15 protein-coding genes are annotated in these 26,892 nt (G+C 61.3%); 12 read left to right on the top strand and 3 right to left on the bottom strand.

What is annotated here, in order from left to right:
• Positions 1-103 precede the first annotated feature (103 nt).
• The 7 genes from G3N95_RS32435 (at position 104) to G3N95_RS32465 (ending at position 16,687) form a co-directional block, all read left to right on the top strand.
• Positions 104-9,193 carry a hemagglutinin repeat-containing protein gene (locus tag G3N95_RS32435; RefSeq protein ID WP_241019073.1) on the top strand — a complete coding sequence of 3,030 codons (9,090 nt, stop codon included), beginning with the start codon at positions 104-106 and terminating at the stop codon, positions 9,191-9,193.
• 14 nt (positions 9,194-9,207) lie between these two features.
• On the top strand, positions 9,208-9,648 hold the full coding sequence (locus tag G3N95_RS32440; RefSeq protein ID WP_205974182.1) for a hypothetical protein: 441 nt from the start codon (positions 9,208-9,210) through the stop codon (positions 9,646-9,648).
• A 1-nt stretch (position 9,649) separates the two neighbouring features.
• Entirely contained in the window at positions 9,650-10,756 is a 1,107-nt protein-coding gene (locus tag G3N95_RS32445; RefSeq protein ID WP_205974183.1) for a hypothetical protein, read from the top strand.
• Positions 10,757-11,017 carry a hypothetical protein gene (locus G3N95_RS32450; RefSeq protein WP_205974184.1) on the top strand — a complete coding sequence of 87 codons (261 nt, stop codon included), beginning with the start codon at positions 10,757-10,759 and terminating at the stop codon, positions 11,015-11,017. It abuts the gene before it with no gap.
• A 537-nt stretch (positions 11,018-11,554) separates the two neighbouring features.
• Positions 11,555-13,579, top strand: a complete 2,025-nt coding sequence (locus G3N95_RS32455) for an acyltransferase family protein (protein WP_205974185.1) — start codon at positions 11,555-11,557, stop codon at positions 13,577-13,579.
• Between the two features lie 128 nt (positions 13,580-13,707).
• Positions 13,708-15,435, top strand: a complete 1,728-nt coding sequence (locus G3N95_RS32460; protein WP_241019079.1) for a ShlB/FhaC/HecB family hemolysin secretion/activation protein — start codon at positions 13,708-13,710, stop codon at positions 15,433-15,435.
• Positions 15,436-15,850: 415 nt separating this feature from the next.
• Positions 15,851-16,687 carry a DMT family transporter gene (locus tag G3N95_RS32465; protein ID WP_205974186.1) on the top strand — a complete coding sequence of 279 codons (837 nt, stop codon included), beginning with the start codon at positions 15,851-15,853 and terminating at the stop codon, positions 16,685-16,687.
• A gap of 15 nt (positions 16,688-16,702) precedes the next feature.
• Here the strand turns inward: G3N95_RS32465 and G3N95_RS32470 are convergent, their stop codons facing one another.
• Positions 16,703-18,265: a PLP-dependent aminotransferase family protein gene (locus G3N95_RS32470; protein ID WP_205974187.1), complete on the bottom strand. Its 1,563-nt coding sequence runs from the start codon at positions 18,263-18,265 to the stop codon at positions 16,703-16,705.
• Positions 18,266-18,385: 120 nt separating this feature from the next.
• On the opposite strand from G3N95_RS32470, the gene G3N95_RS32475 reads away from it, so the two are divergent.
• Both G3N95_RS32475 and G3N95_RS32480 read left to right on the top strand, forming a co-directional pair.
• Entirely contained in the window at positions 18,386-19,669 is a 1,284-nt protein-coding gene (locus tag G3N95_RS32475; protein ID WP_205974188.1) for a 4-aminobutyrate--2-oxoglutarate transaminase, read from the top strand.
• 903 nt (positions 19,670-20,572) lie between these two features.
• On the top strand, positions 20,573-22,039 hold the full coding sequence (locus tag G3N95_RS32480; protein ID WP_205974189.1) for an NAD-dependent succinate-semialdehyde dehydrogenase: 1,467 nt from the start codon (positions 20,573-20,575) through the stop codon (positions 22,037-22,039).
• Between the two features lie 73 nt (positions 22,040-22,112).
• Here the strand turns inward: G3N95_RS32480 and G3N95_RS32485 are convergent, their stop codons facing one another.
• Positions 22,113-22,712, bottom strand: a complete 600-nt coding sequence (locus G3N95_RS32485) for a TetR/AcrR family transcriptional regulator (protein ID WP_205974190.1) — start codon at positions 22,710-22,712, stop codon at positions 22,113-22,115.
• Positions 22,713-22,981: 269 nt separating this feature from the next.
• On the opposite strand from G3N95_RS32485, the gene G3N95_RS32490 reads away from it, so the two are divergent.
• From G3N95_RS32490 to G3N95_RS32500, 3 genes are all read left to right on the top strand, one after another.
• Complete coding sequence (locus G3N95_RS32490; RefSeq protein WP_205974191.1) at positions 22,982-23,644, top strand: DUF3313 domain-containing protein; 663 nt, start codon at positions 22,982-22,984, stop codon at positions 23,642-23,644.
• 132 nt (positions 23,645-23,776) lie between these two features.
• The gene (locus G3N95_RS32495) at positions 23,777-25,342 is read left to right on the top strand and encodes an MlaD family protein (RefSeq protein WP_205974192.1); all 1,566 of its coding nucleotides are present in this window, start codon (positions 23,777-23,779) and stop codon (positions 25,340-25,342) included.
• 130 nt (positions 25,343-25,472) lie between these two features.
• Positions 25,473-25,694 carry a hypothetical protein gene (locus G3N95_RS32500; protein WP_241019075.1) on the top strand — a complete coding sequence of 74 codons (222 nt, stop codon included), beginning with the start codon at positions 25,473-25,475 and terminating at the stop codon, positions 25,692-25,694.
• A 43-nt stretch (positions 25,695-25,737) separates the two neighbouring features.
• On the opposite strand, the gene ssuD is transcribed toward G3N95_RS32500, so the two are convergent.
• Positions 25,738-26,877: an FMNH2-dependent alkanesulfonate monooxygenase gene (gene ssuD / locus G3N95_RS32505; RefSeq protein WP_205974194.1), complete on the bottom strand. Its 1,140-nt coding sequence runs from the start codon at positions 26,875-26,877 to the stop codon at positions 25,738-25,740.
• Positions 26,878-26,892: the final 15 nt, after the last annotated feature.

The following is a 26,892-nucleotide window of genomic DNA, read 5'->3' on the forward strand; positions in this document are numbered from 1 at the left end:
CTCGACGTGTTGCGCGCGCGCCAGTCTTTGCAAACCTTGACACTTCCGCCTTCGTGAGTCCGATAAGTTTACCGATTCGACATAATTCGCATACCGAATAATAATGAATAAAAAAAGCCATCGGCTGGTATTCAGCAAACTGAGAGGCATGCTGATCGCGGTCGAGGAAAGCGCGACGGCCTCCGGAAAATCGGCCGGCCAAACACGCGCAACGGGACGCGCATCGAGGAAGACAACCCACTCACCACTGCAACGCCTGGCGGCACTGCCGTTTGCCGTCGCGCCGCTTCTGGCGTTCGCGCAGATCGTTCCGGGCGGCACGCACGCGCCAGGTGTCATCAGCACGCAGAACGGCATTCCGCAGGTGAACATCAACAAGCCCGCGACCAGCGCCGGCGTGTCGATGAATACCTACAACCAGTTCGACGTGTCGCCGAAAGGCGCGATCCTGAATAACTCGCCGACCCTGGTCAACACGCAGCAGGCGGGTTATATCAACGGCAACCCGAACTTCGGGCCGAACGATGCCGCGAAGATCATCGTCAATCAGGTCAACTCCAGCAGCGCGAGCCAGATCAACGGCTATGTCGAGGTCGCCGGGCCACGCGCTGAAGTCGTCATTGCCAACGGCTCAGGCATCAGTGTCAACGGTGGCGGCTTCATCAATACGTCCCGCTCGATTTTGACCTCAGGCTCGCCGAACTTCGCGGCGGACGGGTCGCTCGCGGGTTTCAGTGTGACGGGCGGCAACGTCACGATTCAGGGCGCGGGCTTCAACGGCTCGAATATCGACCAGGTGGACCTGATCGCGCGCGCTGTTCAGGTCAATGCGGCCATCTACGCCGGCAAGAACCTGAACGTCATCACAGGCGCAAACAGCGTCGACCACGACACGCTCAATGCAACGCCCATCGCGGGCAGCGGCACCGCCCCTGCTGTGTCCATCGACGTGAGCAATCTGGGCGGTATGTACTCGGGAAAAATCCTTCTTGCGTCCAACGAATACGGTGTCGGTGTTTCTAACCGGGGTGTTATCGCGACACAGTCGGGTGACCTGACGCTCACCTCAGAGGGCAAGTTGGTGCTGGCCGGACAGACCAACGCGAGCGGCAACATCAACGCTTCTGCACACGACGGCATCGACAACAGCGGCACCACCTACGCACAGCAGAACGTCAGCGCGACGACATCGGGCGCACTCTCCAACAGCGGTACGCTCGCCGCGCAGCAGAACACCAGCATCAGCGCGGGCAGCGTCGCATCGACGGGCACGCTCGGCGCGGGTGTGAACGGTGACGGCACGGTTACGAACACAGGCGACCTGTCGGTGAGTTCGGGCGGCGCGATCTCCGCGACCGGCCGCAATGCGGCGGGCGGTAACGTCACACTGAGCGGCGCGTCGATCGACCTCTCGAACAGCAGCACGTCGGCCAAAGGCGCGCTTGCGCTTGCGGCAAACAGCGGCGATATGAACCTGTCGGGCGCGACCTCGACGGCCGGGACGACGCTCAACGCAAACGCAAGCGGCACGCTGACCAGCGACAACGGCACGCTGTCATCGGGCGGTGCACAGACCATCGCGGCGGGCGCGCTATCGAATCGCAAAGGACAGATCGTATCGGGCGGCGCGCTAACGGCGAATGTCGCGGGCGCCATCGAGAACCAGGGCGGCACGATGCAGGCGGCGGGCGGACAGACACTGCACGCCGGTTCGCTCGATAACACCAGCGGACATATCGCGTCGTTGAACGCTGACGGCCTGAGCGTCACCGTGACGGGCCTGCTGAACAATGGCGCGCTCGGCACCATCGGCGGCAACGGCAACGCGACCCTACAGGCCGGACAGATCGCGAACGCCGGATCCATTGCAACGGTTCAGAACCTGATTGCGGCAGCGGTGCAGACGTTGTTCAACAGCGGCACGGTCGCGGCCAACGGCAATGTGACCCTGTCGGCGGGCACAACGCTGACGAGCAGCAACACGATTGCTGCGGGCCGCGCGCTGACACTGACGGCCGCGACTTTCGATAACAGTCACGGCTCGGCCAGCGCCGACCAGATCGCGCTGCACGCGACGAACCTCGTCAACCGCTCGGGGAGCATCGCGCAAACCGGTACGGGCGCAACGACCGTCGATGTGACGGGAACGCTCGACAACACCAGCGGCAGCTTCCAGACCAACGCGACCGACCTGACACTCTCGCCTGCCGGTATCGTCAACGACAACGGCACCATTGCCAGCGCGGGCACAGGTACGCTCTCGGTCCGCACGGGCACGCTCTCGAACAACGGCGGCACGATGGCGACGAACGGAGCGCTCGACGTGAACGCAGGCGCGGTGTCGAACCGTGGCGGCACGTTTGCCGCGCAGACAGGCGCCACGTTCACGGTCGCATCGCTCGACAACAGCGCGGGTGGCTACGTCGGCGCGCAGTCGGTATCGGTCGCGGATTCTGGCGCGCTGAACAACGCGAGCGGCACGATTCAGGCGAATGACACGCTCAAGGTCGCCGCCGACTCGGTCGCCAATGATGCGGGTTCGATTGCGAACGGCGGCACGGGCGCGACGACCGTCACAGCGAACGGTGCGGTCACGAACACGAACAGCGGCATGATTGGCGGCAACGGCGATGTGTCGGTCGTGGGCGGCAGTGTCGACAATTCGGACGGCGTCGTCACGGCGGGCGGCGCGATATCCGTGCAGTCCGGCAGCACGCTCGGCAATCGCGCGGGCCTGATCCAGGGCACGGGCGCGGGGGTGACGGCGAGCGGCGCAATCGACAACACGGCCGGTCAGATTGAATCGGACGGCACGGGTTCTGCGCTTTCAGTCTCGGGTGCATCGCTCGACAACACGAACGGACGCATCGCCAACACGGGCAGTGGCGCGACCGCGATCAGCGCCACCACGATCACCAATACGAACACAGGCGGCGTTGCGGACGCGGGCACCATCGGCGGCAATGGCGATGTCACGGTCAACGCACAGACGCTGTCGAACACAAACGGCGCGCAGATGCTGTCCGGTCACGACCTGACGCTGACCATTGCACAACTCGCGGACAACACGAACGCGACGCTCTCGGGCGCGAACAACCTGACACTGAACGGCCCGAACGCGGCTCTCATCAATGCCGGCGGCTCGATTCACGGTAACGGCGCGGTCACGTTACAGACCGCATCACTCGATAACACCGCCGGACGCGTCGGCAACGACACGGGCAGCGGCGGCAGCGTCGCGATCAGCACGGGCACGCTGACGAACCAGAACGGCGCAATCGGCAGCGATCAGAACCTGAGCGTTACCACGAACGCACTGACGGGTGACGGCCGCATCGTTGCGGGCAATGACGGCACGGTCAACGTCAACGGCGACTACACGCTCGATACCGCAAACCAGATCCAGGCGAATCACGACCTGACGTTCACGACGACAGGCAACTTCACAGTCCAGGGCACGCTCGGCGCGGTCAATGCGCTGACGGTGAACGCCGCGAACGTCGATAACCAGGCGGGCGCGGATATCAATTCGGCCAACACGACCGTCAACGCGGCGAACGCGATCACGAACGAAGGACGCATCGAGGGCAATAACGTGACGACGCACAGCGCGTCGCTCGCCAATACCGCGACCATCGTCGGCAATACGGTAACGCTGAACGCCGGGTCGATTGCGAACGCGGGCGCGGCAGCGGCGATTGCCGCGGCTTCGGCGGTGAACCTGTACGGGTCGGATATCTCGAACACGGGCGGCGCGAACATTTTCAGTCTCGGCGACATCAACATCGCAGCGGACGGCACGCGCGACGGCAACGGCCTGCTCGCGAACCGCGCGAATTCGGTGACGAACGACCAGTCAAGCATCGACGCACAGGGCAACATCGAAGTCGCCACGCAGACGCTGACCAACACGCGCCCCGCTCCCACGGTCGACACGGTGACGACCGATGTCTCGACGCAACATCTGACCAAGCGCGACAAATACATGGCCTGCACGCCGACCAACGGCGACAAGGGTTACTGCACCCAGGCCATGTGGGACAACGGGTACAAGAACCCGCTGAACGCCACTTTCGGCAATGCCGATGTCGTGTCGACGGCAAGCGGCCCGAACGCCGTTGACCGTGTGCTCGTCGTGAACGTCAACGGCCAGCCGACGACGATCTACTACAACTCCATCACGAACAATGCCGACGGCACGATTACCGTCAACTACTGGGACGCTTACGATCCGCACGTCAACTACGATCCGGGCACGGAATATCCAGGCGACAACCAGGCGCATCACGGCTACCAGCGCATCGAGGCAGCGCGCGACACGACGACCACGACGCAGCAGGATCAGGTAACGGCGCAGGCACAGCAGGCGCAACTCATGGCGGGCGGCAACCTGACGCTTGCCAACGTCGGCACCGTGAACAACAGCTACAGCGCAATCGGTGCTGGCGGCTCGATCCAGATCGGCAGCAGCCAGGCAACGGGCGATGTGACAAGCGGTAGCTACGGCGGAACGGCCGTCAACAACACCGGACAAACGCTGTATCAGTACCAGCAGCAGGACATCGTGTCGACCTACGCGTGGAACGAGAACATCACGCGCGACGTGGGCCAGGTGGTGCAACCGACAGTCATGCTGACGCCGGTTGCCATCGGCGGCCTGGGCGGCACGATCATCGCGAACAACGCGGTGCAGATCAACGCGACCGACATCAACAACACCAACGTCGCAGCGGCGAACTCGGCCACGGGCGCAACGGGCGGAACGCTCGGCGCGAACGGCGCCGTGGGCGGCGTCACGGGCGGCGGCTCGCAGACCGTCAATCTCGCGACCGGGCAGACGCAGACCATCAACGCGCCGCAGTCGGTCGCGGGCGCGACGGGCGCGCTGAACATTGCATTGCCGAAAAACGGGCTGTACACGTTCAACACCGCGCCTGGCGCGTCCTACCTGATTGCCACTGATCCACGACTGACCAGCTACGCCAGCTTCATTTCGAGCGACTACATGCTCAAGCAGTTGGGCTACAACCCGTCGACGGTCGAAAAGCGTCTCGGCGACGGTCTGTATGAAGAACAGATGATCCGCAACCAGATTACGCAACTGACGGGCCGGGTCTATCTGGAAGGCTACACGACCAATGAGGACGAATACCGTACGCTGATGAACAACGGCGTGAACGTCGCGAAGGAATTCAGCCTTGAGCCGGGCATGGCGCTGACAGCCGCCCAGATGGATGCACTCACGAGCGATATCGTGTGGCTCGTCAACCAGACGGTCACGCTGCCGGACGGCAGCACGCAGACGGTACTTGCGCCCGTTGTCTATCTCGCTCACACGCACGCGAACGACCTGCAACCTACGGGCGCGCTCATCGCGGCCGACGATGTCGAGATTCACGCGACGGGCAGCGCGAACAACTCCGGCGTCATCAAGGGCGGTTCGCAGACCGTCATCAGCGCGACGAATATCGTCAATCGCGGCGGCTCGATTGGCAGCAGCACGGACAACGGTACGACCGTGGTCTCGGCGACGAACGATGTCGTCAACGCATCGGGCCGCATCACCGGCAACCGTGTTGCAGTGATCGCCGGCCACGACATCGTCAATACGACGCTGGTCGATGCTGTCGGCGTCAGTTCAGCGGTCGGCAACAGCAAGGTCAGTCAGACGCTGGTCGGCGCACAGGGCACGATTGCATCGACGGGCGACATGGTAATCGGGGCCGGTCGCGACCTGAACGTGCATGGCGCAAGCATCGCGGCGGGCGGCAATGCGCAGATTGCAGCGGGCCACGACATCAACGTCGATACGGTCGAGTCGCACACGTCGCAGTCGGTGATGACGAACGCCAATAGCCACATGCACGCCGATACGACGCTCAACCAGACGAGCGGCATCAGCGCGGGCGGCAGTCTCGCGATGCAGAGCGGCAACGACATGACGTTCAGGGGCGCGGCAGTTTCCGCTGGTGGCGACCTGGCGGTTGCTTCGGGCGGCAACCTGACGGCCACGACGGTGACGAACACCGCAAGCCGCGATGACGTACATCTTGACGACAAGACGCGCAGCACGCAAAGCCACAGCTATGACGAGCAGGCAGTCGGCACCTCGTTCAAGGCGGGCGGAAATGCGACGCTTGCCGCCGTTGGCACCGATGCGAGCAAAGGCAACGTCGCGCTCACGGGTTCGTCCCTGGCGGCCGACAAGGGTGCGGCCAGCATCGCCGCAACCGGCAATGTCACGATCAACGAAGCGCACGAGGAACACGACAGCCATACCGAGACGGAATCGAAGCGCGGCAGCTTCGTTCATGCCTCGACGACCGACACGATGCAGGATTCGCGCGCCAACGTCAGCGTCGGCAGCACGGTATCGGGCGACAGCATCAACGTCAGCGCAGGCAAGGATCTGACGGTCAAAGGCTCGACTGTCGCCGGTACGAACGACGTGAGTCTCGCGGCAGGCGGCAACGTGAACATCAGCACGTCGCAGGACACACAAACGTCGTCGAGTTACTACCAGAAGCATGAGTCGGGCTTTGGCACGGGCGGCGGCATCGGCATCTCGGTCGGCAGCAGGACGCAGACCGACACGGCGCATGACGCCACAGTAACGAACAACAGCAGCACGGTCGGCTCGCTGAATGGCAACCTGAACGTCGTCGCCGGAAAGGATCTGCACGTCACGGGCAGTAACCTCGTTGCCGCCGGAAACGTCACGGGCACGGGCCAGAACGTCACCATCGACGCGGCAACGGATACCGCGCACCACGACGAGACGCACGAGGTCAAACAGAGCGGCTTTACGCTCGCGATCAAGGCTCCTGTTATCGACGCTGTTTCGAACACCATCGACCAGGCGCGCGGCGCGAGCCATAGCCAGGACGACCGTGCAGCCGCATTGCACGGCATGGCAGCGGCAAGCGGCGCGGTTGACGCTTACGGCGCGGCAGGCAAGGCAATGGGCCAGCTCGCCAGTGGCAAAACGCCGGACGCGAAGATCGAATTGAGCTACGGCAGCAGCCACAGCAAGAGCACATTCACGGAAGACAGCACGACCAACCGGGGTTCGAGCGTCACACCGGGCGGTACGGCTGCGTTCGTCGCCACGGGCAACGGCACGCCGGGGAGCGGCAACGTCACGATTGCAGGTTCGAACGTGAACGCGAGCGACGTGATACTGGCGGCAAAAAATCAGGTCAATCTCGTCAACACGACAGATACCGATTCAACGCGCAGCACGAACCAGTCGGGTAGCGCCAGCGTCGGCGTGTCGTATGGCACGCAGGGCTGGGGTGTCGATGCGTCGGCGTCGAAAGCGAAAGGCAACGCGAACAGCGACGCCGCGATGCAGAACAACACGCATGTGACGGCGGCGAATACCGCGACGATCATCTCGGGCGGCGATACGAACATCGTCGGCGCGAACGTGAACGGCCGTCAGGTGAATGCCGATGTCGGCGGCAACCTGAACATCGCGAGCGTGCAGGACACGACGGCGAGCAGTGCTCATCAGGAAAGCATGGGTGGTGGGTTCAGTGTGAGTCAGGGCGGCGCGAGCGGCAGCTTTAGCCGGACGAACGCCAACGCCAACGGCAGCTATGCGGGGGTGAATGAACAGGCCGGCATTCATTCGGGTGACGGTGGGTTCAACATCAGCGTCAAGGGCAATACGGACCTGAAAGGCGCGACGATCGCAAGCGACGCGGACGCATCGAAGAACAACCTGTCGACGGGTACGCTCACCTTCTCCGACATTCAGAACCAGTCGAGTTACAGCGCGAAATCGGGCGGGTTCAGCGCGGGCGCCACCACGGGCGATGGCGGGATGAACTACACCACGCACGGCAATACGTCCGGTGTGAACGCGGGCGGTGGCGCGCCGATGCTGAGCCAGAACGACAGCGGCAGCAGCAGCGCGCTCTCGCGAAGTGGCATCAGTGCGGGCACGATCGACGTCACCGACAACGCGCACCAGACGCAGGATGTGGCGAGCCTGAACCGTGATACGTCAAACACGAACGGCACGGTGGCAAAACTGCCGGATGTGAACAACCTGCTGGACAGGCAGGCGGACATGATGGCGGCGGCGAGTGCGGCGGGTGAAGCGGTATCGCGGCGTATCGGGGACTATGCGGACAAACAGGCCAGGTCGACAGGTGATCCTGAGTGGGCCGAAGGTGGTGCGAAGCGCGCAGAAATGCAGGCTGCAGGCGCGGCGCTCGTGACGGGGCTTGCGGGCGGCAATGCGCTCGGCGGTGCAGCTGGAGCTGGTATCGCTTCGATTGCAGCAGGCAAGCTGAACGAACTGAGCGGCTCGGTCGCTGATTCGACCGGCAATTCGGACATGGCGAAGGCACTCGGGAACATCGTTTCGGACGCGATTGCGACGGGCATGGGCGGCGCTGTTGGCGGCAATGCGGGAGCGTTCTCTGGATATGACGTGGACCGTTATAACAGGCAGTTGCATGATGACGAAAAGCAAGTCATCAAGAATTTGGCGGAAGGCGATGCGGCCAAAGAACATCGTCTAGAAGCGGCTGCTTGCGCTCTCGTTCAGTGCGCAGCCGAGTATGCACCAGGCACCGCCGATTACACAAAATATTCGGCGCTTCAGACAGAAGGCGCGGCCTACACCGTCGAACAGAGTCAACTGAAGAACTACAGCGGAACGTCCTTCTCGGCGTCTAACTATGGTGGCATGGTGCAACAAACCACCGGAAACAGTCTGTTCCACTACAGCGCGAGTGATGCGCAGGGAGACAACAGGGCAATGCAGGCCGCGATGGAGGCTCAACGCCCAGGGTCTGTTGATTATTTGACAATACAAGGCGGCGGTCTAGGGGTCGGCGGTGCGATCACAGTCAATCTTCACAACGGGAATGTCTATTTATCGGGCTCTGGTTCTGTGCCTGTCGCGCCGGGTGCGTCAATTGTCGGCGGGATGGTGGCCTCCAATGCAGGATTACCTATGGGAAATCGAGGAGGCAACACCGACGATTTCTTGGCAGGCGCATCCGCTGGCGGTGGTGTATGCGCGTTCGGCGTCTGCGGCGGAGTGAATCACGGAATCGGCGGTGATACTGCTTTTGAAGTAGGCGTAGGCACCGGTGGGATAACCAAGGCACCCAATTTTAGCGGATATGGCGGCACAGGCTACGGCGGTCGCATCGGCAAAATGCCCGGGTATTGACTGGAGCGTAACACGTGAGAAATCTAAAACTCTGGTTTGGTGTGGCACTTGTTCTCGTCTTTGTGCATCTCTTCTTTCATAACGTGTTGCTCAAAAATCCAACCGATGTCTCGCGTAAGTTTGTTGTGATGAAGTCCGACATGGACTACATGCTCGGGATGGGCGGGAACGTCGTTTACCGAAAGGACTTGGACCGCGGAAGCGTAGCGTCCTTAACACGCAGCATCAGTGCCGACTCATGGACCAACCAATTGTTTGGCAAGTATCAGGCGGCACTTGAAGATCGAGGATGGAAAGTCAGACCGCACACCGAAAACGCTAGATGGGAAGCATGCAAGCTCGGTGTACTAGCCGCGCTGGACAAAAAGCCAGAATTCTTCCCCGCGCTATCCACTGAAACGTATGGGGTTCGCTTCGAGTACAGCGCGGGAACCATTAGCGAGTGTGGCCCTTGAGATGATGGCGGCGGCAGGCGCAGCGGGCGAAGCCGTATCGCGGCGTATCGGTGACTTCGCGAAAATGAAGTATGACGAAGCCGCCGCCGCAGGGGATCAGGCGGGCATGAACGCATGGAAGGAAGGCGGCACGGCTCGCGCGGAAATGCAGGCGGCGGGAGCGGCAATCGTGACGGGGCTGGCGGGCGGTAACGCCGTGGGCGGCGCGGCGGGCGCGGCCATCGCTTCTATCGCTGCGGGCAAGCTGAACGAACTCAGCGGTGCTATTGCTGGTGCTGACCCGACCGGCAGCGATGACGTGAACAAGGCGCTTGGCAACATCGTTTCCAACGTCATCGCAACGGGAGCAGGCGCGGCAATTGGAGGCAATGCGGGCGCGTTCGACGCTTACAACGTGGATCGTTACAACCGGCAGCTCCACCCCGACGAACGCCAGTGGGCGAAGGACAACGCGAAGGACTTTGCGAAATTCTACGAAGACAAAACCGGACAGGCCATTACGCCAGACCAGGCGCAGCAGATGTTGCTGGCAAACGGCTATCGCCTCGTCGACGACATGGCGAGCAAGGGGCCAGGCGGAAACTCAACCGCGATCCAGTTCATTAGCCAAAATGCGAACGGTCTTTTTACGGCGCCCCCTGCTGAACGCGCGAACCCTGGAACACTGAGCAGCAACTTGGCGCCGGAGCAGAAGGCACTAAATGGAAACTGGGGAACGCCGCCGAACTTTAGTGTTAGTTTGGGTGCTAACGCCCAAGGCCAACTGTTCACGATTGGACTCGGTGCTGAAATCGGTGTGACGCTTGGCATTGGTGACAAACCGAATATGTGTGTTTACGGGCAAGCGTGTGGAAACTACGGTTTGGGTTTCTACGGGGGGGCCGGTGTTTCGGTGACAGTAAGCCAAGGAGCGCCTAGCAGTGGAAGCGCAATCAGCAAAGGTGGATTCTTGGCTGGCGGTGTTGGACCCGTAGCAGACATTACCGTGACTCGAGATCAATCGAGTGGTGCAATATCTGCTGGAAAGGGAGTAATTGGGATTGGTGGCGGACTCGCTGGAGGAGGCACGCAATGCAAACAATATTCGGCATGCGCGCGAGGAAACTAAATGGAATTCAAGATTGGCGCAATGTGTGTTGCTATCGCGTTCGCGGCGACTTTTGTCGTCATTAAACGATTTGCTACAGATGACAAGTATCGTGGATTGCGAATTGTGGCATACGGACTTCCCGTTGCTGCACTAGGGCTGACAGTGGCTGCCCTCGGCTACATCGACCTTGGAATGATTTTGGTTGCAGTTACGTTCCCATGTTATGTAATTGGGGCAATCAAGCATGTCAAAGCAATGCTTGGTAGGAGTAGTCGCTGAGGCAGGTGAAGCAAATGATGGTGACCGGTTCACCCGGCAGTAGCACGATGACGAAAAGCAAGTCATCACGGATTTGGCGAAAGGCGATGTGGCCAAAGAACATCGTCTAGAGGCGGCTGCTTGCGCTCTCGTTCAGTGCGCAGCCGAGTATGCACCGGGCACCGTCGATTACACAAAATATTCGACGCTTCAGACAGAAAGCGCGGCCTGCGCCGCCGAACAGAGTCAACTGAAGAACTACAGTGGAACGCTGTTCTCTTCCGGCACGTATGGCGGGATGGTTCGGCAGTAAGCACAGGAACACTTGTAAAAGACATGCACTTTCGATTTTAAGGTCTTACAACAAAAATTAGAGCGGTAGCGGGCGCCATACCGCTCGCCGCGCACAGACGGACCAAGGATCGGGCGCATGGACGACGCTCATCAAAATAAGCGTCATTTTGCTTTACATTTTGTCATTAACTTAGGAATGCATATTTAAGATAAAAATCTTGCCTTAAAGATAATCAAACGACTTTCTATAATTCGAACAAGATCATGTCTGACCTCGCATCCCGAATTAAAACAACAACCGACTCAATGAAGTACCGCCCCGACATCGACGGCCTGCGCGCCGTCGCCGTGTCGGGCGTTGTCATCTTTCATGCATTTCCTTCCGTGCTGCGCGGCGGGTTCGTCGGCGTCGACATCTTTTTCGTGATCTCAGGCTATCTCATCACGAATATCTTGCTAGACGAACTCGACCATGGACACTTCAGCATCAGAAGCTTCTACGCGAGGCGGATCAGGCGAATCTTCCCGGCGCTAGTGTTCGTTCTGATGTTCACATACGGACTGGGCTGGATCTCGCTTTTCAAGGACGAGTACAAGCAGCTTGGCAAGCACATCGCCGCTAGCGCCGCTTTCGTCGCTAACCTTGTATTCTGGAACGAAGCGGGCTACTTCGACAGTGCCGCAGAGACAAAGCCGCTGCTACATCTCTGGTCGCTAGGAGTCGAGGAGCAGTTCTACATTATCTGGCCGCTGCTGTTGGCGTTCGTATATCGCCGCCGGTCCAATACCGCACCGCTCATACTTGCCGGACTCGTGCTCTCGTTGGCCATCAACGTCGTTCTGATCCAACATCACCCCGCAGCGGCATTCTTCTCGCCGCTGAGCCGGTTCTGGGAATTGCTTCTGGGCGCAATGCTTGCCCATTCAAACCGAACCCAGCTCGCTTTCAATGACGCTTCCTTGCACGGGATGTCCATCGCGGGATCTGTGCTCTGCATGGTCGCGATGTCATGCCTGAACCGAGAGATGTCATTTCCGGGATGGTGGGCGTTGGTGCCGACGTGTGGCGCATGCCTACTGATAGGAAGTAGCCGAAGGGCATTCGTCAACGAGAAGGTTCTGAGCCAGCCGATCATGATATGGATCGGAAAGATCAGCTACCCGCTCTATCTTTGGCACTGGCCGCTACTGTCGTTTGCCACAATCCTGGCGGGCCGGACACCTGCGCCGTATGTTCGTATCTCGCTTATCGCGGCCAGTATAGTGCTCGCGTGGCTGACGTACATCCTGCTAGAGCGGCGCATCCGCTTCGGCACGAACCACTGGATCAAGGTCGCGCCTCCTTGTGTCCTACTAGTTGCGATGGGCTATATCGGGGGTATGACGTACGTTCGCGATGGTCTGGGCTTCCGCAAGGGCTACAGCCTCGTTGCGGACGTCAATTCCGCCACCCTTGGCGCGGGCCACGAGTTCGTAAGACCTGAATGCGGTGTGCCCGCGAATCAACAACGCCTGTTCCAGTTCTGTTCTCAAGACCGAAGGGAAATACCTCGAGCCGTCGTATGGGGTGATAGTAAGGCAGATGCGCTCTATTGGGGGATGGTACGGGAGTCAGCACGCGATCGCCGATGGAGTCTGGTAGCTCGTACTGGTTGCGCCCCGATGAGCGGCGTTGTTCGCATCTCATCGTATGCGAATGACAATCCTGACGAATGCGCGAACGCGAACCGCGTTGCTATGCAAGCAATCACGTCCAATCACGACATCAAGCTTGTGGTGCTAGCTACAGCGGCTCGCGTGCTCGTCGGTCCTGAATATGCGCTAGCGGGCACTCATCAATCGATAGGCTCTGCCGCCATAGATGGGCTCAACAACTCCATCGAGACATTGCGAAAAGCGGGCAAGGAGGTTGTGCTAGTGATGGACAACCCGACGCTTCCTGATCCGCGTGGATGCATGGACCGCAAGCTGATGGGCTACCCGTTCATGCAGACCCTTCTCAGCGTGAAGCAGTCAAGTTCGTTCGCAAGCAAATGCGCGATCACGTATGGCGAACATCTGGCTGCAACCACAGGCTATCGGGCGATCGTCGCGAAGCTCCACGTGATGCATCCCGACATGCTGATCTATGATCCGGCGCCCGTACTGTGCGACATGCAGAAAGGCATGTGTTCAGTGACACAAAACGGAAAATTTCTCTACAGCTATGGCGATCACATTTCAGATACAGCCAATACGCTGATCGCCGACCAGCTCCTGCCCCAAATCAAAGGAAGCACCCAGAAGTGAAGCGTGATATCAGAAAGAAAGTTGTCAATGTTCAAGCAGCGAAAAACGGACCATTTGGAAGAAAAGGCCGGCTGAGTCTCATTGCAGGGGCGATTGTCGGACTGTTGAATCATGGTGCAATCGGTTCGCTGTACGCGGCAGATGGGCCGACGCCGACAGACGCCGCAGCAGCCGCGCGCGCGAACGCCGAACAGAACCAGCAGCTACAGCAGCAGCGCGACGCACAGCAGCGCGCGGCGACTGTCGCTACGCCCGTTGTACGCTCGACTGTGCCAATGGCGGGCGAATGGCCAGTGTTACCCGTCGAAGCACCGTGTTTCCGCATCGACACATTCGCGCTCGATGTGCCCGCGACACTGCCCGATATCGCACGCAAACACGGCGCGTCGAATCTGCCGCTTGATCCGTTCTGGTTCGCGCGCGAATGGCTCGACCACTACAAGGGTCAGTGCATCGGCAAGGTAGGACTCGATACGCTCACCAAGGGCTTGCAGCAAACGATACTGTCGCGCGGCTATGTGACCACGCGCGTGCTGCTACCTGAACAGGATCTGTCGACCGGCACACTCAAGGTCGCGCTCGTGCCAGGCGTCGTGCGCCATATCCGCTTCGCCGATCCTGACACACGCGGCACATGGAAGTCCGCGTTTCCTGCGCGCAACGGCGACCTGCTCGACGTGCGCGACCTTGAGCAAGGGCTGGAGCAAATGAAGCGTGTCGCGTCCCAGGACGTGGACATGAAGATCGAGCCGACAGAAACACCCGGCGAGAGCGATGTCGTGCTGAACGTGAAGCGCGCGAAGCCCTGGAGCTTCGTCGCATCGGTCGATAACTCAGGCACCAAGGCAACGGGCAAGTGGCAAGGCAACGTGAGCCTTGGTCTCGACAACCCGCTCGGCCTGAACGACGTGCTTGCAGCAGGCGCGAACCAGGACCTGTCATTCGGCAACAAGACACTTGGCTCGCACGGCTTTAACGGCTCGTACTCCGTGCCATGGGGCTACTGGACCGCGACGCTGTCAGGCAACACGAACACGTACTATCAGAACATCGCGGCGGTCAACGAGACGTTCGTATCGAGCGGCAATTCGCAGACAGCCGCGTTCAGGCTCGCACGTGTGCTGTCGCGCAGCCAGACCGACGTACTCGGTGCGTACATCCAGTTGTCGAAGCGCTTCGGTGAGAGCTTCATCGAAGGAACGACCATCCCGATCCAGGACCGCAACAACACGTTCATCGAAGCAGGCGCGACTGACCGCCACTATTTCGGCGCGGCACAGTTCGATGGCACGCTCGCATATCGACAGGGCGTTCGCGGCCTCGGCGAGACGGGCGATCCGAACCCCGGCCTGTACGACCAGACCAACAAGCCCGCAACCTATCCGACGTATCTGTTCAGGATGGCCGTGCTCGACGCGAACCTGTCCATTCCGTTCGCTGTCGCGTCGCAAGCCTTCCGTTACGTGACGACCGTTCACGGTCAGTTCACGAACGACACGCTGTTCTATCTCGACGACCTGACGATCGGCAGCCGCTACACGGTGCGTGGCTTCGACGGCGAAACGATGCTCGCGGCAGAGAAAGGCTTCTACTGGCGCAACGAACTGCAATGGCCGATCTTCCAGACCGGGCAGACGCTCTATGCAGGGATCGACTACGGCCGCGTGTTCGGCCCTAACACGGCGATTCTGGCGGGCACCCAACTCGCAGGCGCGGTGATCGGCATTCGCGGCGGCATACCGGCGAAGTACGCGGGAATCTCGTATGACCTGTTCGTGGGCACGCCCATCTACAAGCCAGCCGGATTCCCCACTGCACGCGTGACGGTCGGCGTGCAGGCGACGGCACAGTTTTGAATTCGGCGTGATCTGATTGGTGGGACAAGTCCGCCTGTTCAGGATGAGTGCGCCGGTCCTCGCAGGTTGGGGAAACCTCGTGACACGCTGGAGTGGCGTTCAGGCATAAACGCCACTGTCACGGCTTTAGCACGCGACCGGGGGTATGGCGCGCCTTGCCGTCCCCCTTGACGGTCAGCAGGAAATCGCGGTTGATGTTGATGCGCGCCATTTTTTGCTCTCTCCCTGCGTCGTAGAACCGACACTGCACAGGGGCAACGCTTGAAGTGCGAAGACAAAACGCGGATGCCAGCGAAACCGCAAACCCAGCACGCGCAGCAAAAATCCGATCACCACAAAAACCCACATAAAACAACAAAATTACGCAATAATCTCCATCCGCCCAATCTCCAACGTTGCCCGCCCAGCGCCCCCAATGCAGAGCTCCGTCGTCCTGTTAGTCCTCTTATCCGCGATGCTCCACGCGAGCTGGAACGCTTTCCTGCGTCTGGCGGAAGACCGCATCTGGCTGCTGGGCATGATGTCGATTCCATACATCGCGGTGAGCGCAATCGGCGTAATCGTGCTGCCACTCCCCGAGCCAGGAGCATGGTCCTACATCGCCGCTTCGGTCATCCTCGAATTCGGCTATTGCCTCGCACTCATCCGCGCCTACCGCAGCGGCGACTTCGGCCAGATCTATCCAATCGCGCGAGGACTCTCGCCACTACTCGTCTTCGCAGGCGCGCTCGTGTTCGCACACGAAACCCTGAAACCCCTTGCAGCGACAGGCGTCGCGCTGGTCTCGATCGGCATCGTGTCGCTCGCGTTTCGCCGCGACATGCGCTTCTCCGGCGAAAGCGTGCCCTACGCCCTACTGACAGGACTCTTCATCTCGGCATATTCCGTCGTCGACGGCATCGGCGCGCGCGTCGCGGGCAACGGGCTCAGCTACATCATGTGGGTCTATCTGCTCTGGAACGTGCCGCAGTTTCTGCTCGTGTGGCACTGGCGCGGCGGCGCAAAAGGACTCTTCACGTCGCGCGACACGATGCTCAAAGGCATGCTGTCAGGCGTGATCGCGTTGAGCGCCTATTGCCTCATCATCGAGGCCTATCGCTTTCTTCCCATCGCGATGGTCTCCGCGCTGCGCGAACTCAGTTCCATTTTCGCCGTGCTGATCGGCTTCTCGTTCATGCACGAACGGCTCACGCCGCGCCGCATATTCGCGTGCACGCTGGTCACGCTCGGCGCGGTTCTGATCCGCCTCTAAGGCTTCGCGCGCCGATCACGCGAACAGCGGGAGCGTCGTATCGATCGCGTCGGCAAGCGTGTCGAACGCGGGCGCGATCTCTTCATCGGGCACGCACGCATAGCCGATCAACAAACCCGACTGCGCGCGCGATGGCTCCGCGTAATACCCCGACAACGGACGCACGACGATATTGCGTTCGAGCGCAGCCGCCGCGACCGCACGGTCGTCGGTGCCTTCGGGTAGCTGCATCACGAGATGCAGGCCCGCGTCGCCGCCCACTGCGGGAAGCGCATCGCCATAACGCCGCGCGGCGGCATCGAGCAAGGTCGAGCGACGCTGCCCGTACAGCGTGCGCATCTTGCGGATATGCGACGTGAAATGCCCTTCGGCGATGAATTCCGCGAGCATCGCCTGCTGCAGCAACTGCCCTTCGCGATACAGCTCGGCGCTGGCCGTCGCGAAGCTCTCGGCGAGCGCCTCGGGTACGACCAGATAGCCGATCCGCAGCCCCGGAAACAGCGTCTTGCCGAAGCTCCCGACATAGATCACCTGCCCCGCCGTATCGAGCCCTTGCAGCGACGCAAGCGGACGGCTGCCATAGCGGTATTCGCTGTCGTAATCGTCCTCGATGATCCAGCACTGGTTCTGCCGCGCGTATTCGAGCAGCATCCGCCGGCGCGCGAGGCTCATCACCATCCCGAGCGGATACTGATGCGACGGCGTGACGAGCATCAGCTTCGGCGGATGTGCGAGATCGTCGGACGACGGGTTGATGCCTTCGTCGTCGACGGCGATCGGGCGCGACTTCAGCCCCGACACGTGCATCACGCTGCGCACGCCCCAGTAGCACGGATCTTCCGTCCAGATCACGTCGCCGGGATCGGACAGCAGGCGCACCGCGAGATCGACGGACTGGTGAATGCCCGTCGTGACGATGATCTGCTCGGGCGTGCAGCGTACCGAGCGCGACGTGCGCAGATAGTCGGCCAGCGCGTGACGTAGCAGGGACAGGCCGCCACCGGGCGCATATGTCAACAGATCGGGCCGCAGACGACGCCAGTACTTGTTGTGCAGCCGGCTCCAGACGCGCGCCGGAAAACGCGTGACGTCGGGCACGCCAGGCATGAACGCGCCCCACTGACGCTTCGATACACCCGCGCCCGCGACCAGCCGGAAGCCCCGCTGCGACAGCGCGCGTGCGGCAGGCTGCTGCGCGTGCGGCAGCAATTTCGATTGCTGCGGCGCCAATGCCTGCTGCAACTGCCGCACAGGCGCAGAATGGGATGCCGCTGCGCCCTGCGCATCCGTCGAGCCGACGATTTCATCCGGTGACGTATCGGCGACGAACGTGCCGCGCCCGGTGGCCGACGACACATAGCCCTCCAGCGCAAGCTGCTCGTAGACCTGCGTGACGGTGTTGCGCGCGATGCCCAGTTCGTTAGCCAGCAGCCGCGACGACGGCACCTTGCTGCCCGCCGGAAGTTCGCGCGTGAGGATGGCCTGTTGCAACAGCCGGTGCAGCTGCCGGTAGATGGGCTGCCCGTTGCCGCGGTCGAGACGCTGGGCCAGCCAGTCGGACAACACACTCGCGCGCATGAAATTGGCTCCTGATTTTTTACCGAAATGGCTCTGAAATTTAGAGCCAAATCTGATTATAGTCGCTGCATGTGCCGCGATGAACGCGGGCGCCCGAACGAACCCCAACAGGAGATCTCCGTGAAGAATGCTGAACTGAAGAGCCGCAAGGACGCCGCCACGCCGCGCGGCGTGGGCGTGATGTGCGATTTCTACGCTGCGCGTGCCGAGAATGCGGAGCTGTGGGACGTCGAGGGCCGCCGCTTCATCGATTTCGCGGCGGGCATCGCCGTGTGCAACACGGGACATCGTCATCCGAAGATCGTCGAGGCCGTGCGCGCCCAACTGGACCACTTCACGCACACGGCTTACCAGATCGTGCCGTATGCGTCGTATGTCGAGCTGGCCGAGAAGATCAACGAGCGCGCACCTGGCGACTATCCGAAGAAGACCGCCTTCTTCACGACGGGTGCCGAAGCCGTTGAAAACGCGATCAAGATCGCGCGCGCCTATACGGGCCGTCCGGGCGTGATCGCATTCACGGGCGGCTTCCATGGCCGCACGATGATGGGCATGGCGCTGACGGGCAAGGTCGCGCCGTACAAGTTGAGCTTCGGCCCGTTCCCGGCCGATGTTTTCCACGCACCGTTCCCGAATCCGCTGCATGGCGTGACGACGGCGGACTCGCTGAAGGCGATCGAATTCCTGTTCAAGGCCGACATCGACCCGAAGCGCGTCGCGGCGATCATTTTCGAGCCGGTGCAAGGTGAAGGCGGCTTCTATCCGGCGCCGGCCGAGTTCGTGCGTGCGCTGCGCAAGCTGTGCAACGAGCACGGCATTCTGCTGATCGCGGACGAAGTGCAAACGGGTTTTGCACGTACGGGCAAGCTGTTCGCGATGAACCACTATGACGTGGTGCCCGACCTGATGACGATGGCGAAGAGCCTCGCGGGCGGCATGCCGCTGTCGGGCGTCGTCGGCCGTGCGGATGTGATGGATGCGGCTGCGCCGGGCGGACTGGGCGGCACGTATGCGGGCAATCCGCTCGCGGTGGCATCGGCGCATGCCGTGCTCGACATCATCGATGAAGAGAAGCTTTGCGAGCGGGCCGTTGTGCTGGGCGACAAGCTGAAGGCGAAGCTGACTGCGCTGCAGTCGGAAGTGCCGCAGATCGCCGATGTTCGCGGGCCGGGCGGCATGATAGCTGTCGAGTTCTGCAAGCCGGGTACGACCGAGGCGGATGCCGATTTCACGAAGCGGGTGCAGGCTCGCGCGCTCGAGCGCGGTTTGCTGTTGCTGGTGTGTGGTGTTTATTCGAACGTTGTTCGGTTCTTGTTTCCGTTGACTATTCAAGATTCTGTCTTCGATGAAGCTGTTTCGATTCTCGAAGAGGTGTTGAAAGAGACTGTTGGCGTCGTGGCCTGATTTTTTCTTTGCCTGCGGCGGCTGTTTTGTCACTGGCATCCGCGGTTTGCTTTTCGCTTTCGCTGGCATCCGCGGTTTGCTTTTCGCTTTCGCTGGCATCCGCGGTTTGCTTTTCGCTTTCGCTGGCATCCGCGATTTGCTTTTCGCTTTCGCTGGCATCCGCGGTTTCATGTCGGTGTTCAGGCGTCGCCCCTGTGCGGGGCGGCACCTACTTTTCTTTGCAGCGGCAAAGAAAAGTAGGCAAAAGAAAGCCGCTAACACCGCCAATGCTAATGATTGCCTGCGGGCCCCCAACGGGTCCCGCACTTCACACGACGACACTTTGTTTTGCGCGCGTTGCCAGCGCGCTGAGCGAGCGCATCACCCACTCCAGTCACCCGTAGCGCAACCAGCGGCATCGAATCGTCTGCGCCGCCCAGGTGGCAAACTGTGTGTAGGCCATCTCGACATAGAGCCTCCACTCCGGACTGAAAAGCGGGATCGGTGTCGTAGGAACGCGAACGCATACGGTGCGACAACCTACACACAGTTTGCCACCTGGGCGGCGGCAGACGTTGGGTAACGCAATTCGTGACGCGGGAGTTTGAAGTGGGGGATGCGTGCAGTTAGCACGCTGGCAACGCGCATGAAATAGCGCGGTGCCGCGTGAAGCGTAAGAACGGTTGGGGGCCCGCAGGCAAGAACAAGGATTGGCGGTGTGAGCCCGCTTTCTTTGCTTACTTTCTTTGCGGCGGCAAAGAAAGTGAGTGCCGCCCCGCACAGGGGCAACGCATGAACGACCAACACCAAAACGCGGATGCCAGCAAAAGCAAAAAACCAAAAACCAGAAACCAAAACGGCGAAGCCCGCGCCGAGAAGGCAACAATGGCGACTGCGTCGCAGACATATCCAAAGGACAAACCAATGACTGACCTGCGTAGCAAACTCAAAGACCCTTCCTTGCTGCAAAGCAAGGCCTACATCAATGGCGAATGGCAACACGCCGACAACAACGAAACCTTCGAGGTGCTGAACCCGGCAACCGGCGAGCATATCGCCGAGATCCCCCGAATGGGCGCCCAGGAAACCCGCCGCGCAATCGAAGCAGCCAACACAGCCTGGCCCGCCTGGAAGGCAAAAACGGGCAAACAACGCGCAGAAATCCTGCGCAAATGGAACGACCTGATGCTGGCCAACGCCGACGATCTGGCGTTGATCCTCACCACCGAACAAGGCAAGCCGCTCGCGGAAGCAAAAGGCGAAATCGGCTATGCAGCCTCGTTCCTCGAATGGTTCGGCGAAGAAGCCAAACGCGTCTATGGCGATACGATTCCGACCGTCGCCAACGACAAGCGCATCGTCGTGACCAAGGAACCCGTCGGCGTCTGCGCTGCCATTACGCCGTGGAATTTCCCCGCTGCGATGATCACCCGCAAGGTCGGCCCGGCACTCGCGGCAGGCTGCCCGATCATCGTCAAGCCCGCTGAAGCGACGCCGCTTTCGGCACTCGCACTTGCAGTGCTGGCCGAGCGCGCCGGCGTACCCGCCGGCGTCTTCAGCATCGTCACCGGCGATCCGAAACCGATCGGCGGCGAAATGACAGGCAACGCGCTCGTGCGCAAGCTGTCGTTCACTGGTTCGACGGGCGTGGGTCGTCTGCTGATGGCGCAATGCGCGCCGACCGTCAAGAAGGTATCGCTGGAACTGGGCGGCAATGCACCGTTCATCGTGTTCGACGACGCCGATCTCGATGCAGCCGTCGAAGGCGCCATCGCATCGAAGTACCGCAACAGCGGCCAGACCTGCGTGTGCACGAACCGCTTCTACGTGCATGACAGCGTCTACGATGCATTCGCCGCAAAGCTGGCTGCCGCCGTGACGAAACTCAAGGTCGGCTACGGCACCGAGCAAGGCGTGCAGCAAGGTCCGCTGATCAACGAAGCAGCCGTACTGAAGGTCGAATCGCATATCGAAGACGCGCTCGGCAAGGGCGCACGCGTCGTCACGGGCGGCAAGCGTCATGCGCTCGGTCATGGCTTCTTCGAACCGACGGTGCTCGCCGATGTCACGCCTGAGATGAAGGTCGCGCGCGATGAGACCTTCGGCCCGCTGGCGCCGCTATTCCGCTTCTCGTCCGACGAGGAAGTGATCGAGATGGCAAACAGCACCGAATACGGCCTCGCCTCGTATTTCTACAGCCGCGATATCGGCCGCATCTGGCGCGTTGCCGAAGCCCTCGAATTCGGCATGGTCGGGATCAACACGGGCGCCATCTCGAACGAAGTTGCACCGTTCGGCGGCGTCAAGCAGTCGGGGCTGGGACGCGAAGGGTCGCACTACGGGATCGACGAGTATGTCGTGATCAAGTACATGTGCATCGGCGGTGTTTGAGTGATGCCTTGTCTGCGACGCCGGCCGATGTATCGCCGCCGTCGCAGACATTCTGCAATGCACCCTGAAAGCCTCAAGTCGCAACCTTCTTGCGTGTTTTCTTCGCTGCCGGCTTCTGATTCACCCACGACGCCTCGTCGAGCAGGCGGTCGAACAGCCGGTTCATCATCGACTCCGGCAAATGCGACATCCCAAGCAGCGCGTTGAACGCGAGCCCGCTGGCCGCAAAGTAGCGCAGTAAGGAAAGTTCGAGATCGCTCGACTCTTCCCGCATCTTCTTCATTCTCTCGACATCCGTCGCCTTCATTTCCGCCAGAAGTTCGGGGTTCTCGACCAGTGCGGCCAGTACGGCACGCGCGACGGAATGCGGTTGCTTGACGGATTCCCGGTAAATAGCGATCTGCGATGACAGGCACGGTTCCGTCTTCGCGGCCCCCGCCTTCGCCATATGCTCGTGCCCGATCCGCTCGAATTGCTGCCGCTGATGATCCAGCAATGCCTTGAGCACGCCGTCTTTCGTGCGGAACTGATGCAGCAATCCGCCTTTGCTGATGCCGCTTTCGCGCGACAGCGAATCGAACGTGAGCCCGCCCACGCCTTCTCGCGTGAGAATCGACAGTGCGGCCTCGATAGCCTTCTTGCGGGTATTTTCCGAGCGGGTCTGGTTATCCATTGATCGTAAAGGTGACGTCATTCGAGCCCGTCGGCCGTCTGTTCGCCGAAGCCTCGGCCCGGAAAGCCGGGCACGCGAGGCGCCAAAACCTGCAAACAGATCATCGCCCGAACCGGGAGACCCAGATTGTACGCTCGACCTCTTTTTAACAAACAAACCGGATAGACGGTTTACATCTTAAAAAGGCGATGCTACGCTTCGGCCACATCGGTTCATGCACGAACCGACATCTCCGCCGACTCCGACATTCACCTGCAAGGAAACGTTAAATGCCCACGCCGAGACTCGCCCCGCTTCTTTTTGTCTGTACCTTCGCGCTTGCCATGACGGCGTGTTCGAGTGTGCAGCCCGTTGCCTATTCGGGCATTTCGTCATCGCAACAAATGAAGCAGAACCGCGGCGATGATGCGACCAAGGTGCCTTACCGGTACGCGGCGCCCGTCGTCTGGTCGCGATACACGCAGGTCATGTTCGACCCCGTCGTCGTGTATCGCGGCGGCGACAATCAGTTCGGCGATATGACGGAGGAAGACAAGAGCGCGCTCGCCGACTACATGAGCAAGACGTTTTCAACGAAACTCACGAAGCGTTTTGAAATGGCCACGCAGCCTTCACCCGCCACGTTGCGCGTCCGGCTCACGCTGACGGGCGCCGAAAAGACCACTGCGCTCGTCGGGCAGGTGATGCACTTCGATATCGCGGGCAATCTCTACAACGGCGTGCAGGCGATCCGCGGCGGCAAGGGCGCGTTCAGCGGCTCGGTGTCATACGCCGTCGAGGTCTTCGACAGTTCCAGCGGCCGTCTGCTGAAGGCATACGTCTCGAAGCAGTATCCGAATGCAATGAATCTGCCCGCTGCATTCGGATCGCTCAGTGCGGCGCGAACCGGCCTCGACAAGGGCGCGGACGCCCTCGTAGCGCAATTGCAATGAGCCATCGGCCGTGACGCATGATGCGCCTGTCGGGCACTCGACGCGCAGGCTCGGCCGTCTGTGCAGATCCTGCATCGCCCGGTTGCGCAGGATCGCCAGACGTCTGCGCGATGTCGTGACGGGAGATCTGTGATGAGCGGCGCGCCGTCGGCCGTCTGGTTGCTGCCCATTGCGGCATTGCTCGTGTCGGGCGCGCTTCTCATTCGAACGGGCATGCAGCGCGGCCCCCGCATCACGATCAGCTTCATGACGGCTGAAAGCCTCGAAGCCGGAAAGACGCGTGTGCGCTACAGGGACGTCGACATCGGCAGGCTGCAAGACCTGCATCTGTCGGCCGACCGCACACGCGTTCTGGCCGAAGTCCAACTGGACGATTCCGCGAAACAGTTCGCGACCTGCGACGCACGCTATTGGGTGGTGCGCCCACGCATCGGCATGACAGGCGTGTCAGGTCTTTCGACAGCCATTTCCGGCGCATACATCGCCGCCGACATCGGACAGGCGTCGCGATCATGCAGAGCGTTCACCGGACTGGAAACACCACCGTTCGTCACGAGCGACCAGAAGGGAAAACGCTTCGTGCTTCACGCCGATTCGCTGGGATCGTTGACGGCAGGCTCACCCGTTCTGTTCCGCCGCGTGCAGGCAGGGCAGGTTCTCGACTACGCGCTTTCCGTCGATGGCTCGGAAGTGGTCGTGGACGTGTTCGTCAACGCGCCCTATGACCGGTACGTGACATCCGGTACCGTCTGGTGGCAGGCAAGCGGAATCGATGTGAGCTTCGGGTCCGACGGTTTCAGACTCGATACGCAGTCGGTGGCATCGCTGCTGTCGGGCGGCATCGCATTCGATAACGCCAAAGCTGCATCCGCCTCGCGGCAGGCCGTGGATGGCGCGTCCTTCGTACTGTCCACCGGTCGCACCGATGCAACGCAAAGCGCAGAGGACGGCACCGCCGCGCGCGTCTTCATGCGCTTTGGACAATCGTTGCGCGGCCTGTCGATCGGTGCGCCCGTGGATTTTCATGGCGTCGAGCTGGGCCGGGTAACGGCAATCGATGTGGACTTCGATCCCGCGACCGGCCGTATCGACATGATCGCCGCGCTGGATCTCTACCCTACGCGACTGGGCCGCCGCTATCGTCAGGCACTTGGCAACGGCGATAGCGAAGCGGGTCGACGTCTGCTGCACAAGCTGATCGCCGACGGCCTGCGCGGACAGCTGCGCATGGGCAGCGTGCTGACCGGCCAGCGATACGTCGCGCTCGACTTCTTTCCGCGCGCCCCCAAAGTCTCGATCGATACGCAGCGAACGCGTGTCGAACTGCCGACCGTGCCGAACACGCTCGAAGAATTGCAGGACCAGCTTGCGGGCATCGTCGACAAGCTGGATCGCGTGCCTTTCGATCAGATCGGCCGCAGTCTCGACCGAGCCCTGCAGACGTCAGCGTCACTGTTCCAGCGCATCGACACGGAACTCGTGCCCGAAGCTCGCGAGACGCTGACCGCCGCGCAGCAATCGTTCAACGCGGCGAACGCCACGCTTGCGCAGGATTCGCCGCTGCAATCGGATCTTCACGCCGCCTTGAGCGAATTACGGCGAACGCTTACCTCACTGAATTCGCTCGCCGATTACCTTCAGCGGCATCCGGAATCCATCGTGTGGGGCAAGTCTTCTGCGGGTGCTCCAGAACACTGAGCGCAGCGAAAAAAATATTTGAATGAAGGTCTATGGTTTCGAAGCGGGCTGCCGATAACACCGCACATGAGTCCCTGTCCGACGAGGCTTCCCGATGCCATTTGAATTTATCGTCCGCCGCCCCGCCCGAATGAAACGCACCCTCGTTGTCCTCGTCGGCTGTGCCGGCGTCCTCGCCAGTCTGTCGATCTGGGGTCGTGTCCCCGCCGCCGCGCTCGCCGACGCGGACCGTGAAGTCGCGCAGTTCGGCCCAGCGCTGACGGGCACCACGTGCGGCGTAGAAGGCGCGGTGTCGAAAGACGTGCACGGCACGTTCCTGATGTGCTGGAAGCAGGTTTGGAGCAAGCCTTGAAGGCTTGCCCATCATCCCGTCCAGAGAGGCCTTCAACGAAGCCTCACTTCGCGCGAGGGGCATCACCCGTCGCCCGAACATCGAACGCACCGCCCGTCAGCACCTGATCGCGCAGCGTGACCGGCTTCTTGCCGGGCAACAGCGGAAACACGAGTTCCGCGAAACGGATCGATTCCTCGAGATGCGGATAGCCGGACAGCACGAAGCTGTCGGCGCCCGCGTCGACGTACTCCTTGAGCCGCGCAGCGACCGTCTGCGCATCTCCGACCAGCGCCGTGCCCGCGCCGCCTCGAACGAGGCCGACACCCGCCCAGAGGTTCGGGCTGATCTCCAGCTTGTCGCGCTGCCCGCCATGCAGCGCCGCCATGCGCTGCTGACCGACTGAGTCCATCTTCGCGTAGTTCTCCTGCGCGCGGCGGATGTCGTCGTCGTCGAGCTTGCTGATCAGTCGATCCGCTTCCGCCCACGCTTCCTCATTCGTCTCGCGCACGATCACGTGCAGACGCACACCGAGACGCAGCTTGCGGCCATACGCGGCCGCGCGGCGCTGCACGTCGGCGAATTTTTCGGCGACGGCGGCAGGCGGTTCACCCCAGGTCAGATACGCGTCGACGTGTTTGGCCGCGAGTTCATGCGCGGCCGGCGACGATCCGCCGAAATACAGCGGCGGATAAGGCTTCTGCTCCGGAGGATGATAGTTGCGCGCCTGTTCGACATGCACGTATTTCCCTTTGAAGTCGACGGTATCGCCTTTGAGCAGATCCCGCCACACGCTCAGGAATTCGTCGGCGGCAGCGTAGCGCTCGTCGTGCGGGAGAAACACGCCATCGGCGGCAAGCTCGGTCGCGTCGCCGCCCGGCACGACGTTCAGCAGCAGGCGCCCGTGCAGCGCCTGATCGAGCGTCGCGGCCTGGCGCGCGGCCGCCGTCGGGCCGCTGATCGACGTGCGCAGCGCGACGAGCAGCTTGATACGTTGCGTGACGGGCACGAGACTCGCCGCGGTGACCCACGGGTCCTGGCAACTGCTGCCCGTCGGAATCAGCAGACCGTCATAGCCGAGCTGTTCGGCCGTGACGGCGATCTGACGCATGTATTCGTTGGTCGGTGGCCGACCGAAATCGGATTTGCCGAGATAGCGGGTATCGCCCGAAGTCGGCAGAAACCAGAAGATGTCGAGACTCATGATTGCTCTTACGAC

The organism is Paraburkholderia sp. Tr-20389 (assembly GCF_017104565.1).
GTDB lineage: Bacteria > Pseudomonadota > Gammaproteobacteria > Burkholderiales > Burkholderiaceae > Paraburkholderia.

Coding starts and splice junctions, on each gene's coding strand:
- G3N95_RS32435 (WP_241019073.1), top strand. CDS start 104: ATGAATAAAAAAAGCCATCGGCTGGTATTCAGCAAACTGAGAGGCATG.
- G3N95_RS32445 (WP_205974183.1), top strand. CDS start 9,650: ATGATGGCGGCGGCAGGCGCAGCGGGCGAAGCCGTATCGCGGCGTATC.
- G3N95_RS32450 (WP_205974184.1), top strand. CDS start 10,757: ATGGAATTCAAGATTGGCGCAATGTGTGTTGCTATCGCGTTCGCGGCG.
- G3N95_RS32455 (WP_205974185.1), top strand. CDS start 11,555: ATGTCTGACCTCGCATCCCGAATTAAAACAACAACCGACTCAATGAAG.
- G3N95_RS32465 (WP_205974186.1), top strand. CDS start 15,851: ATGCAGAGCTCCGTCGTCCTGTTAGTCCTCTTATCCGCGATGCTCCAC.
- G3N95_RS32470 (WP_205974187.1), bottom strand. CDS start 18,265: ATGCGCGCGAGTGTGTTGTCCGACTGGCTGGCCCAGCGTCTCGACCGC.
- G3N95_RS32480 (WP_205974189.1), top strand. CDS start 20,573: ATGACTGACCTGCGTAGCAAACTCAAAGACCCTTCCTTGCTGCAAAGC.
- G3N95_RS32485 (WP_205974190.1), bottom strand. CDS start 22,712: ATGGATAACCAGACCCGCTCGGAAAATACCCGCAAGAAGGCTATCGAG.
- G3N95_RS32490 (WP_205974191.1), top strand. CDS start 22,982: ATGCCCACGCCGAGACTCGCCCCGCTTCTTTTTGTCTGTACCTTCGCG.
- G3N95_RS32495 (WP_205974192.1), top strand. CDS start 23,777: ATGAGCGGCGCGCCGTCGGCCGTCTGGTTGCTGCCCATTGCGGCATTG.
- G3N95_RS32500 (WP_241019075.1), top strand. CDS start 25,473: ATGAAACGCACCCTCGTTGTCCTCGTCGGCTGTGCCGGCGTCCTCGCC.
- ssuD (WP_205974194.1), bottom strand. CDS start 26,877: ATGAGTCTCGACATCTTCTGGTTTCTGCCGACTTCGGGCGATACCCGC.